The sequence below is a fragment of the Vibrio nigripulchritudo ATCC 27043 genome (assembly GCF_000222685.1).
Taxonomy (GTDB): domain Bacteria; phylum Pseudomonadota; class Gammaproteobacteria; order Enterobacterales; family Vibrionaceae; genus Vibrio; species Vibrio nigripulchritudo.
The window spans coordinates 1-11,371 of record NZ_AFWJ01000051.1 but is presented as its reverse complement, the minus strand read 5'-3'; the positions used below and the strand labels follow the sequence as shown (position 1 = coordinate 11,371).

General features: G+C 46.4%; 12 protein-coding genes. 5 read left to right on the top strand and 7 right to left on the bottom strand.

The features are described 5' to 3' along the window. On the top strand, positions 1-744 hold a 744-nt coding region (locus RH89_RS06430; protein ID WP_004400397.1), incomplete at its 5' end, for a methyl-accepting chemotaxis protein. On the opposite strand, the gene RH89_RS06425 is transcribed toward RH89_RS06430, so the two are convergent. Then, positions 741-1,529, bottom strand: coding sequence for a sterol desaturase family protein (locus RH89_RS06425; protein WP_004400396.1), 789 nt, complete (start codon positions 1,527-1,529; stop codon positions 741-743). The genes RH89_RS06430 and RH89_RS06425 overlap by 4 nt on opposite strands. Positions 1,530-1,667: 138 nt before the next feature. Between RH89_RS06425 and RH89_RS06420 the strand changes: the two genes are divergently transcribed. Together RH89_RS06420 and nagK are read left to right on the top strand one after the other, a co-directional pair. Continuing rightward, on the top strand, positions 1,668-2,426 hold the full coding sequence (locus RH89_RS06420) for a tRNA-uridine aminocarboxypropyltransferase (protein WP_004400395.1): 759 nt from the start codon (positions 1,668-1,670) through the stop codon (positions 2,424-2,426). 107 nt (positions 2,427-2,533) lie between these two features. Next, the gene (nagK, locus tag RH89_RS06415; RefSeq protein WP_004400394.1) at positions 2,534-3,442 is read left to right on the top strand and encodes an N-acetylglucosamine kinase; all 909 of its coding nucleotides are present in this window, start codon (positions 2,534-2,536) and stop codon (positions 3,440-3,442) included. Positions 3,443-3,508: 66 nt separating this feature from the next. Here the strand turns inward: nagK and RH89_RS06410 are convergent, their stop codons facing one another. The 6 genes from RH89_RS06410 to RH89_RS06385 are packed head-to-tail and all read right to left on the bottom strand — an operon-like array spanning position 3,509 to position 8,404. Next, complete coding sequence (locus RH89_RS06410; protein ID WP_004400393.1) at positions 3,509-3,775, bottom strand: DUF2960 domain-containing protein; 267 nt, start codon at positions 3,773-3,775, stop codon at positions 3,509-3,511. Between the two features lie 59 nt (positions 3,776-3,834). Continuing rightward, positions 3,835-5,616 carry a bifunctional molybdopterin-guanine dinucleotide biosynthesis adaptor protein MobB/molybdopterin molybdotransferase MoeA gene (locus RH89_RS06405; RefSeq protein WP_004400392.1) on the bottom strand — a complete coding sequence of 594 codons (1,782 nt, stop codon included), beginning with the start codon at positions 5,614-5,616 and terminating at the stop codon, positions 3,835-3,837. Then, positions 5,613-6,197 carry a molybdenum cofactor guanylyltransferase MobA gene (gene mobA / locus RH89_RS06400; protein WP_004400391.1) on the bottom strand — a complete coding sequence of 195 codons (585 nt, stop codon included), beginning with the start codon at positions 6,195-6,197 and terminating at the stop codon, positions 5,613-5,615. Before mobA ends, RH89_RS06405 begins: the two co-directional genes overlap by 4 nt. Next, positions 6,175-6,879, bottom strand: a complete 705-nt coding sequence (locus RH89_RS06395; protein ID WP_004400390.1) for an energy-coupling factor ABC transporter ATP-binding protein — start codon at positions 6,877-6,879, stop codon at positions 6,175-6,177. Before RH89_RS06395 ends, mobA begins: the two co-directional genes overlap by 23 nt. 11 nt (positions 6,880-6,890) lie before the next feature. Beyond that, positions 6,891-7,589: an ABC transporter permease gene (locus RH89_RS06390; protein ID WP_004400389.1), complete on the bottom strand. Its 699-nt coding sequence runs from the start codon at positions 7,587-7,589 to the stop codon at positions 6,891-6,893. 2 nt (positions 7,590-7,591) lie between these two features. Then, positions 7,592-8,404 (bottom strand): ABC transporter substrate-binding protein, encoded by an 813-nt coding sequence (locus RH89_RS06385; protein WP_004400388.1) that lies wholly within the window; start codon positions 8,402-8,404, stop codon positions 7,592-7,594. A gap of 315 nt (positions 8,405-8,719) precedes the next feature. Between RH89_RS06385 and RH89_RS06380 the strand changes: the two genes are divergently transcribed. Both RH89_RS06380 and RH89_RS06375 read left to right on the top strand, forming a co-directional pair. Next, positions 8,720-10,207, top strand: coding sequence for a sigma-54-dependent transcriptional regulator (locus tag RH89_RS06380; protein ID WP_004400387.1), 1,488 nt, complete (start codon positions 8,720-8,722; stop codon positions 10,205-10,207). Beyond that, the coding region (locus RH89_RS06375; protein ID WP_004400383.1) for a cache domain-containing protein at positions 10,197-11,371 on the top strand (1,175 nt) is incomplete at its 3' end. The genes RH89_RS06380 and RH89_RS06375, both read left to right, overlap by 11 nt.

The following is an 11,371-nucleotide window of genomic DNA, read 5'->3' as shown; positions in this document are numbered from 1 at the left end:
CACTCTTTAAACGAAATGGTTTCTACTGTATGTGAGTTGCAAAGCGCCATTCGAGAAATTGCCAAAGTCGCATCGGAGTCGAACGATGAATCAAGAAACGCAGCAGCGGAATCAGTTCGAGGTTCATCAGTCATTGAGCAGAACTCCAGTCGCCTAGCAAAACTGGATACCACATTGACCACCAATGAAGAATCTATGGTCGAGCTGGACGGAAAAGTCCGTGAGATTAGCGAACTGGTTGACCTGATAAGCGGTATTGCTGAAAACACCAACTTACTTGCATTAAACGCCGCCATTGAAGCCGCCCGGGCAGGAGAGCAGGGCAGAGGGTTTGCAGTTGTTGCCGATGAAGTAAGAAAACTAGCCAGCGATACCAGCAGCCAGACCACTAACATTCGCGAAATGATGGAAGCACTTCACAGTGCCGCAGCGACAGCCAAGCAAAGCGTAACGGATAGCCGAAAAGAAATGTCCCAGGCAATGCAATCCAGCTTAGATGTGAAAGAAACCTTCGCGAAAATTGAGGCTTCAGTAGAAGCAATAAAGCAACGTGTTGAACAAATCTCGGTCGCGACTGAGCAACAGGAGCGCTCGACGACAGACGTGAACAACAACATTCAGTCAATTTCAGAGCTGGGTGAAAACACCAAATTTCAACTCGAGTCCATGATAGAAAGCGCAGAACAGGTAGCGGATATTGCCGGACATCAACAGGCAATGCTCCACAAATACGAACTCGCTTAATCGTGTCTAAATGGCTGAGTAAGCATCTTCCATAAATGTTGCTCTTTGGGCTTTCTGAATAAAGGAAGCCCAATTTCTACATCGTGATGCCCCTTGCTTGGCTGATCGCGATAGGTTCCAAACCATCGATCCCAGATAGATAAAAAGAAGCCAAAATTTGAATGCGTTTCTTTGACGACCACAGAGTGATGAACCCTATGCATGTCCGGTGTGACCAACCAGGTCCGCAACCAGCTATCCAGTTTTAAAGGCAACTTCCCATTGCTGTGATTGAACATTGCGCTGACGTTAAGAATAATCTCAAACACAACAATCGCAATTGGGGATACACCGAGTGCCAACACAAGCAATATTTTGATCCACATCGACAGGATGATTTCGATAGGATGGAAACGACTTCCGGTGGTGACGTCTATATCTTGATCGGCATGGTGCATTCTGTGCAAGCGCCACAAAAACGGAAGCCTGTGAAACAGAACGTGCTGAACGTAGATGGCGAAGTCCAGCAAAATAACAGACAACAGAACATTCAGCCACCAGGGAAGGGCAAAGTAATGAAACAAGCCAATTCCAAAGTGTTGTGCCTGCAATGCGCTATCGAAGGCAACGATGGGCATAATGATCGCCAGACAAATACTATTCAGCCCCACCAACCCCAGGTTGTTCGTCCAGCGAGTCCATTTACTTTGAGTTAAGCTTTTACGTGGAGCGTAATACTCCCAACAGGCAAACAGCAGTAGCCCGCCAATAAAAAAGCTTAATCGAATGATTGCTGGATCTTCCATTTATACGTCCTTTTGATACGCCTGTTTAATTAGCGTGTTGCTTCAGTATACGCGCATACTGATTAATTTATCTGTGAGCTCTGCACAAAGAGGCAAGCAGCATATATAATTGCCCAAAATTTCAATTCGTCCGTTTTCATGCGCATCCACCAAGTTCACTCTCTTTTTCAGCAACGTCTTGCGAAAGCCACAAAGCCTTTTAATGCCCGTGGTGCAAAAGTTGTACGTTGCCAATACTGTCAGGTCGCTACCCTACATTGTATTTGCGAACACCAACCCAAAGTTGCCACTAAAGTCGCGGCTTTGATCATCATGTCGGATAACGAGATTCTGAAACCCAGTAATACGGGTCGGCTGATAGCAGACACCGTTGAAGAAACTTACGCCTTTCAATGGACGCGCACAGAACCTGATGAAGCTTTGATTCGACTGCTTGAAGACGACCAATATCAGCCCGTCGTTGTTTTTCCGGAAGACTATGTTGATGAAAAGTCGCGTCTTATTGATATAGAAGACCCGTCCGTTCGCCATTTTCATTCGGACAAAACGCCTCTTTTGATCTTTCTTGATGGAAGCTGGCGCGAAGCAAGAAAGATGTTCAGAAAATCAGAATACCTGTCCAGATTACCTGTGTTGTCTATTCGTCCAGAAACCGTTTCAAGTTACATGATGAGAAAATCAGATAATGAAACTCACCTGGCTACTGCTGAGGTGGCGAGTATGGTGTTGGCGTTATTTAACGAAAAGCAAGCGTCTGAAACCTTGTCTTTGTGGTTTGATGTGTTCAAAGAAAGCTACTTACTCAGCAAAACAAGAATAAAACCAGACCTCAGTAAACCCATGCTAACCAAATACCTCGAATGCACCGCAAACATTGAGCACAGAGTCGCCAGTTAAACTTACTGACAACATTAATTGGTGCTATATCACGGACTGTGCGCGCGGTTTGTGGATAATGCATGGGTAGTTAAATTACACCATTTATACGTATTCAGGAGAGAAACATGTACTACGGCTTTGATGTCGGTGGCACCAAGATTGAATTTGGGGCGTTTAATGACAAGTTGGAACGTCAGGCAACTGAGCGCGTTCCGACTCCCGGTGACGATTACGAAAAGCTGGTCGAAACAATCGCGGGTTTGGTCGCGAAATACGACGCTGAATTTGGCACTCAAGGTACTATCGGCATTGGCATTCCGGGTATGGAAAACGCGGACGACGGCACGGTATTGACTGTCAACGTCCCAGCCGCAAAAGGCAGACCGCTGCGCAGTGATTTGGAAGCAAAAATTGGTCGAAGCGTAAAAATCGAAAACGACGCGAACTGTTTTGTACTGTCTGAAGCGATGGACGAAGACTTAAAAGATGAACCAGTCGTTATGGGTCTTATCCTGGGTACAGGTTTTGGTGGCGGTTTTGTCTTTGAAGGTAAAACCCATTCTGGTCTCAACAGCGTTGCTGGCGAAATAGGGCATACACGTCTACCTATTGATGCATGGTTCCATCTAGGGGATAACGCTCCTTTGTTTGATTGCGGAAGTGGTAAGAAAGGCTCTCTGGACAGCTACCTGTCGGGTCGTGGCTTTGAACTGCTGTACGAGCACTACTATGGTGAACGTATCAAAGCGGTTGAACTTATCAAATTGCATGCCGAAGGCGAAGAGAAAGCGGTAGAGCACGTCGAAAGGTTTATGGAACTTCTGGCAATTTGCCTGGGTAACCTGTTTACCTCGTTTGATCCGAATGTAGTGGTACTAGGTGGCGGACTGTCGAATTTTGACCTGATTTACGAAGAAATGCCGAAACGTGTGCCTAAATACCTTCTTTCAATTGCCAAAGCACCGAAAATTGTGAAAGCCAAATACGGCGATTCAGGTGGTGTACGTGGTGCTGCATTCCTGAATATCAAATAATTTAGGGTCTTAAAACCCAAAACTAAAAGAGCCGCGATATTTCGCGGCTCTTTTTTACAAGGATTTTTAAGATTTCTTCTTCCCAACACCTAGGTTTTCTTTCTGAGCTAGGGTTATCTTTCCAAAACCCAGTTTCTTGAAATGATTGTCTCGAAAGTCACGTACGGCTTTGGTATCAGAAACGGCTTCAACTTGCTGTTCCATCTTTAAATAGTCTGAAATATCAATGCCTTCAGCATCGGCTACCGCTTCATGAATGCTACGAAATTTTTCGTAAGAGAAGAGTAGGGTTTTCTCTTGCTTTTTATATGTGTAAATAATGGTACGCGCCATCGTTTAAACTCATCTGGAAAATTTGGGCTCACTCTACCAAGACAGCAGTACGTTGCCAATTATATTCTTCCCTGAAGCGGGATGATGGTGACGCTTTCACCCGTTTTCACCGTATCGATTTCAGGTGAAATTTCGATAAGACAGTTCGCTTCGCTCATGGAACGTAATATGCCTGACCCCTGTTTTCCTGTTGTTTTAACTTCCAGTAGCCCATTTGAGTTTACATTGTAAATTCCACGGCTAAATTCCGTTCTTCCCTGACGGGAACGTAAGTTCTCAGTGGCGATAGCCTTCACTTTCAATGGGGTCCAGTCTGTCTCACCCTGAAGTTTACGAAGTGCAGGCTCAACAAAGTTGATGAAAGACACCATCACGGCTACCGGATTGCCGGGCAACCCGAAGAACGGCTTGTTTCCTATCTTTCCAAAAGCCAGTGGGCGACCCGGTCTCATACTGATGCGCCAGAAATCTATGCTGCCCAGTTCTTCAAGAGCGTTTTTGATGAAATCTGCATCCCCAACCGATACACCACCAGAAGTAATAATGACATCGGCATCAACGCACGCATCTTTGAGGGCTTGAGTGATACTCGCCTGATTATCTTCCAAAATGCCTAAATCAATCACCTCGCAACCCAGTCGCTCAAGCATTCCCAATAGGGTGAGTCGATTCGAATCATAGATGCAGTTATCTTTTAGCGGTTCCCCGGGAGCCTGAACCTCATCGCCTGTTGAGAAGAGTGCCACTTTGACCGTGCGAAATGTGTGGCAAGTATCGATACCTAAGGAAGCTAACATGCCCATTTCAGCCGACTCAATGCGCTTGCCTTGCTGAAATACGGTTTGATTCTCTGCAAGGTCTTCTCCCGCTTGGCGAACGTTTTGACCAGCCTTTATGGATGCATCACCAAATGTGACAATGTCACTATTTTCTATTGCCTGCTCCCGCATAACAACTGTATCAGCGTTACTTGGGGTAGGTGCACCCGTCATAATTTTTACCGCTTGCCCGACTTCAAGATTGCTATTGAATGCATTTCCTGCCATGACTTCGGCAACGATCTGAAATTCAGCTCGCCCTATGTCATCACTTCTGATTGCGTAACCATCCATCGCAGAATTGGTGTAAGCAGGAACATTAATCGGGGAATGCACATCCGAAGCCAGAACATGTCCATAAGCATTCTTCAAATATGTCTCGTTGGTGTCGCTTAGAGGAGTAATGGTGCTGAGTATCGCCTCTCTCCCTTGTTCTACCGAAAGAAATGCCGGAGAAAGCGTATCGCAACAAGCTTCGGTTGAAGCTGGCTTCACCCCAGCGCTGCTGTCTTGTGAAAATTGGATGACAAAATCGGCAATGGCGTCCAGATCATTGATGTCCATTTGAGGAAGAGGCGATTCGACTTTTCTGTCGCTCGCAATCGCGATGATATTGTCATCACTAGGATGCAGCCAAGGCTTACCAACTTCTTCTCGGTTAAGCTCGATTTTAGGGAAGGCAATGTTTTTACAGCCCTCGACCAAGATTAGATCCAGTTCATTGTGGTCAAAGCGCGACAGCAAATACTCGAAGTAGGCTTCTGAATCGGGAGTTTCTGTCATCAGAGCATGACGATAGCGTGAACTGATTAACATCTGGCTTGCGCCCGCCTTTCTCAGGCGGTAGCTGTCTTTCCCCGGCTTATCGACATCGAAATTGTGGTGAGCGTGTTTCAGTACACCAATTCGGATACCTTTCTCCGTAAGCTTAGGCAGCAGAGACTCAAGAAGGGTGGTCTTTCCGGTTCCGCTATAAGCAGCAAAGCCCAGTACAGGCAGGTTGTTCGCTTGTTTTACGTTCATAATAGGGTGCCAAACTCTTGTAATTCTTCTGGTGTGTTCAGGTTAATGAAGCTTTCTGCTACGTCGCTGAAATCCACTCGGTGGGTAACACACTCGTCATAAAGCAGAACGATCTTTCTGTCGCCTCGCTCAAGGAATGCTTCTAGTTTAGGCAGAACACGCTTATGGAAAAGCGTAAAAACGGGCTGTAAATGACCGCCATCGTGTGCGACTAAAATGTCAGAATCGACCTGAATAGCCGATTGAAATCGTGAAACCAGATCGTTTGAAATTTTCGGGCTGTCGCAAGGCACAAAACCAACCCAGTCACGGCTGGCGTGTTGGAGACCAGCGTGGATGCCACCAAGTGGTCCGGGGAAGTCTGCAAATTCGTCACTTATCACCTTCGCGTATTGGGCGTATTGTGATTGGTTTCGGTTCGCATTAATGAGGATATCGTCTGTTTGTTCACTCAGAATCGAGTGAACATGCTCAATCAAAGGAATGTTGTTAAGGGTGACCAGACCTTTGTCCTGTCCACCCATTCGTGTTGCTTTTCCGCCAGCTAAAATGACCCAACTAATTTGCGTTGGAAATTGCATAGTGCTTCTCTTGTATGAGTTGTAATAATGGTTTTTCTGACAGTGATTTATTTTCTATACACCACTGTTTTTGGCATAGCTGAGTCAGTGCATTACTTTGATGACTGGTGATCACCAGACTCGCGCCACGGCTTAATAAGTCTTTTGACATTACCACCAATCGATCAATCGATTCTTGATCCAGACTGGCACTTGGTTCATCCATTAACAAAATAGACGGGTTAAGAATCCACGCTCTTGCCATGGCGACTCTTTGTTTTTCACCGCCGGAGAGCAAAGACACATGTTCTTCAGCCAAAGTTTCTAACCCAACCATTCTTAGCGCCGTAATGACCCGATTACGCTTCTCCAGCTTGCATTCTCCACCGTATTTTACGCCATACGCAACGTTTTGATACACCGTACCATCAAATAGATAGGGTGACTGGTGCAGGTAAATGATGTCTCGACGGGTACGAATACCAAGGGCACGTTTGAACCAGAAAGGTGAGGGGAAATCAATCTCACCATCCGTTGGTTCCACCAAGCCAGCAAAGATTTTCAGCAGGGTGGTTTTTCCAACTCCGTTATCACCTTTCAGGTAAACCGCTTCGTTTGGTCCTATTTTAATTTCAGGAATGTAAAACAGAACTCGATCTTTAAACCGCATCGATAAGTTGCGCGCAGACAGTTTTAGCGTCATCCCTCTGCCTCCTAAGTCCGCAAATAGCCTTTACCCCGAACCGAGGAAAGGGTGAAGTTGAGTAATAAGGCGAGTGAAAGAAGCACAATGCCCAGGGCAACCCCCTGAGAAAATGCGCCTTTCTGGCTTTCCATAGCAATCGCCGTCGGAATATTTCGAGTCACTCCCATGATGTTTCCACCCACCATCATCGAGCAGCCCACTTCGGTAATGATGCGGGAAAAAGCGGTAATGGTTGCGGCCATCAGTGGGAACCGGTTCTCCCACAATAAAGTGACCGCTACATGTGGAATGGATACACCCAGTGTTAAAGATGTTTCCACAGCCCTTTTGTCACTGGACTGAAGTGCACCGTGCATCATAGAAACCAGTATGGGGAAGCAAATTAGCATTTGCCCGAAGATCATGGCTTTTTGAGTGAACAACATTTGCCAGTCGCCAAGTGGTCCTGCTCTTGAAAGCATCATATAAAGCAAAAGACCAATGACAACCGTGGGCACAGCCTGAAGGGTGTTCACCAGTGAAAGAACAAACCAGCGACCGGGAAATTCACAATAAGCAAGGAGGAAAGCAAAAAGTATAGCAGGCACAATGACCAGCATTAACGCAGACAGAGAAACGCTGAACGATACCGTGACAATCGTCCAGAGTTGCGGGTCAAAGCTGACCAGCAACTGCAATGCTTCTAATGTGGTTTGCCATAGATTCACGGTTATTCACTCTTTGCGTTTGCCACAAACAACTGTTTGCCCTGTAGCTTGAAGCTGTTGATCAAAGTTTGTCCTTTGGAATTTACTAACCAGTCACTGAAAACTTTAGCACCTTGATAATTTATGTCTGGGTAGCGTTTGGGGTTAACCAGAATGACCTGATAAGGATTGAACAGACGTTGGTCACCTTCAACGGCAATGCCTAAATCGACCTTGTTTTTATATGCGAGCCATGTACCGCGGTCGGTCAGCGTGTATCCCTGCATTTCAGACGCCATATTGAGCGTTGGACCCATGCCTTGCCCAACCGAGCGATAGCCGCCAAAGTTCGGTTCAATAGAAGATTGCGCCCACAGGTTAAGCTCTTTTTTGTGCGTTCCTGAATCATCACCGCGAGAAACAAACGTCGACTGACTATTCGCGATATGTTTGAACGCTTTAGCCACGTCGTTGCCACCATAAACTTTCGCAGGATCATTCTTAGGTCCTACGACCACAAAGTCGTTATACATAAGGGAGCGGGGAAGCACGCCGTAGCCTTTTTCAACGAACTTAGCTTCCGCTTTAGGCGCGTGGGTCATGACAAGATCGACATCGCCATTTTGTCCCATGCGCAGAGATTTCCCCGTGCCAGCTGCAATCACGTCAACCTTGTAGCCGGTTTCCTTTTCAAATTCTGGTAGCAGGTAGTCGAGAAGACCGGAGTGGTAAGTACTGGTGGTCGTCGCTAAACGAATATGAGGTTTTTCCTGGTCGGCAAAAGCCTGATAACTGACAGTTGTACAAAAGGCGAGGGTCATCGCTATTTTTTTCATTACTCAATTCCATTTTTGTTTTTGTTAGACGTTTTTCTTATTACTTCCAGCCAAAACGGATTCAATACGTTTGGTGGTCAGGCATATCAATGATGCTTATAGGGATATAGCAAGCTCAGTGCCAACTATACCCAAGTAAGCCCAAGACACTTGGGTATGAATTTAGCCTGTTTCTGTGAAGTAGGTCGTTCAATTGGCGACCGGAATACAATCGAAAAGTTTGAGCTAGGACAAAATGTCGCACATACTTTCTTTTTGTATTGATCTTGATTGGTACACTCTGTCCCAGTTCAACAGACCTTAAATGAGCCATATATGTCAGTTTCACACGATCCCTATCTTTCCAGTTCTCAATCACAACCCAACCATGTTGGTAAGTATCAGGCGTTTTCTGTATTGGTAGTCGATGATGAAACAGGCATGCAAGCCATATTGAAAAAGGCATTAAGCAAATGGTTTTCCAAAGTCGACTGCTGCGGCAGCATCGAGCAGGCCGAAAAATTCAGACAGGAAAATCATTACGACCTGATCATTCTGGACATCAACTTACCGGGTCGTTCGGGTATAGAGTGGAAAGAAGCATTTAACGATGACGACCGTCGTTGTGATGTGATTTTTATGACGGGATATGCTGACCTCGAAACCGCGATAACCGCACTTAAGCTCGGTGCGACTGACTTCATACTCAAACCGTTTAATTTGGAACAGATGTTGCAGTCAGTGCAGCGATGCATGGATAAAAGGCTGGCAACACGTCTTCATCACGCACTCACCCGAGATGTCAATCGTCTTATCAGCAGTGAAATGATTGGCAATTCAGAAAAAACCAAGTCACTCAAACAGTTAATGGGACAATTTGCACCATCGCGTGCGTCGATTCTGGTAGAGGGAGAGTCGGGAACAGGGAAGGAATTAGTTGCGCGTGGGGTACACGCTGCAAGTGGAAGAACAGGTCCTTTTGTACCGATAAACTGTGGCGCAATCGCGCCTGAACTGTTGGAAAGTGAGCTATTCGGTCATACAGCAGGTGCGTTCACCGGAGCGAAGAAAAGCCGTGAAGGTCTGTTTCGCGTGGCAAGTGGTGGGACGTTGTTTTTGGATGAAATTGGTGAAATGCCCATCGCGATGCAATCGTCGTTATTACGGGTGCTAGAGCAAAGAACCATAAGACCTGTCGGTAGTGAAAAAGAAGTCAGTGTAGATGTCCGGATTGTCGCGGCAACCAACCGAAATCTGAAAGATGAGGTCGAAGCAGGCACTTTCAGAAAAGACCTCTATTACCGGCTGAATGTACTGAAAATTGATGTTCCGCCACTTAAAGAACGTAAATCTGACCTTATCGATCTTGTTCCATTCTTTACCAAGTCGTTAGCGAAAGAACTCGGTATGCCAGAACCCAAGTGGGCGCACGAAGACATACTGGCCATGCACGACTACGACTGGCCAGGAAACATTCGTGAGCTCAAGAACTTAATGGAAAGATGTATTTTGCTTGGCAAGCCGCCAGCGCATCATTGGAGAGAACTGAACGCAGACTATTCGCAGCCCGTTCAGCCAACTGTATCAGTGACAACGTCACTAGAAACCGTTATGCCTAAGCTTCCGGATTTTCGAAGCGACGAGATCCTTGGTTACCCCAACGAATGGAGTTTAAAAGAAGTCGAAAAAAGACACATTCAGCAAGTAGTGAGCCACCATGATGGCAATAAATCTGCTGCAGCCCGGCAGTTAGGTGTGGCTCGAAAAACCCTAGAACGAAAATACAAAGAATGGGAATCAGAAGGATCGGACGATGCCGAATAATAAACCCGGTGTATCTAATGTATTCAAAGTCTGGCGACTGCGCCTTAAGTCAATGGTGCGCTACAGGCTACTTTTCTTAACGTCAGCCCCAATATTACTGACATTGCTTGCCTTAGTGGGTATCACTTTTTACTGGTCGACCCATTACACTTGGCAGAATGCCTTAGTGAATGTCTCCGAAAAGCTTTCTGTAGCCGACAACAGCATTCAGATACTTCAGGACAAACAAGTCCAGAGTATGAAATCGCTGGCAAACTCCTATCCATTTCAGATTCGGTTGATGTCGGCTCATCGCGATGCACTCGAACTGGGGGACTGGGTATCGGCACAAAAGCACAGTTACCAGCTTGATTTTCTTCGCTGGATCCCTATTGAACACTCAACCAACCAAGAGTTACTCGCTCAGAAAGCGTCTTTCTTCGACGTGTTCACCGTTGATCAGATGAAAGAATTCAACCGCGACCTCGCGACCAAAGCCCAGATTCCTCTGTTAAACGGAGAAGGGGTGGAAACTCGTGGTTTAATCAGTCGAAGTGTATTGCCAGTAAAAGATGAAGACCAACGGGTTGTGGGGTATCTCGATGGTGGCTTGCTGCTTAATAACAGCACCGGTCTGGTCGACCAAATCCGTGACCTGATCTACGCCAAACCCAACGCACTCCAGCCTCAAATCGGTACAGTAACCTTATTCATGGATGACCTGCGAATCAGTACCAACGTGCCTTTGGACAGTCAGGAACACAAAGGCAGAGCAATTGGCACAACGGTTTCCCTTCAGGTTAAAGAAGCGGTTCTGGACAGGGGAGAAAACTGGATCGACCGCGCTTATGTATATGACGACTGGTACATCACCGCTTACCAACCCATTTACAACCAGTACAACGATGTCATTGGCATGCTTTATACAGGGTATCTGATCTGGCCGCTTATCAAAGTTTACATCACCAACCTTGGCGAAATCAGTCTCACCATTCTTACTTTGCTGCTCATATCTGGGATGATTGTGTATCGTGGTTCGCGAGACCTGTTCCACCCGATTGAGCGGATTCACCACGTGGTTAAATCCGTGCAGGCGGGCAGAGACAAGCGCATCGGACAATTAGGTCTGGATGACGAGCATGAGCTCACTCAGCTCGCGCGCCAGTTCGACAACATGCTCGACTT

Excerpts from the sequence above, each read along its gene's own strand:
- RH89_RS06425 (WP_004400396.1), bottom strand. The coding sequence starts at position 1,529 with ATGGAAGATCCAGCAATCATTCGATTAAGCTTTTTTATTGGCGGGCTA.
- RH89_RS06420 (WP_004400395.1), top strand. The coding sequence starts at position 1,668 with ATGCGCATCCACCAAGTTCACTCTCTTTTTCAGCAACGTCTTGCGAAA.
- nagK (WP_004400394.1), top strand. The coding sequence starts at position 2,534 with ATGTACTACGGCTTTGATGTCGGTGGCACCAAGATTGAATTTGGGGCG.
- RH89_RS06410 (WP_004400393.1), bottom strand. The coding sequence starts at position 3,775 with ATGGCGCGTACCATTATTTACACATATAAAAAGCAAGAGAAAACCCTA.
- RH89_RS06405 (WP_004400392.1), bottom strand. The coding sequence starts at position 5,616 with ATGAACGTAAAACAAGCGAACAACCTGCCTGTACTGGGCTTTGCTGCT.
- mobA (WP_004400391.1), bottom strand. The coding sequence starts at position 6,197 with ATGCAATTTCCAACGCAAATTAGTTGGGTCATTTTAGCTGGCGGAAAA.
- RH89_RS06395 (WP_004400390.1), bottom strand. The coding sequence starts at position 6,879 with ATGACGCTAAAACTGTCTGCGCGCAACTTATCGATGCGGTTTAAAGAT.
- RH89_RS06385 (WP_004400388.1), bottom strand. The coding sequence starts at position 8,404 with ATGAAAAAAATAGCGATGACCCTCGCCTTTTGTACAACTGTCAGTTAT.
- RH89_RS06380 (WP_004400387.1), top strand. The coding sequence starts at position 8,720 with ATGTCAGTTTCACACGATCCCTATCTTTCCAGTTCTCAATCACAACCC.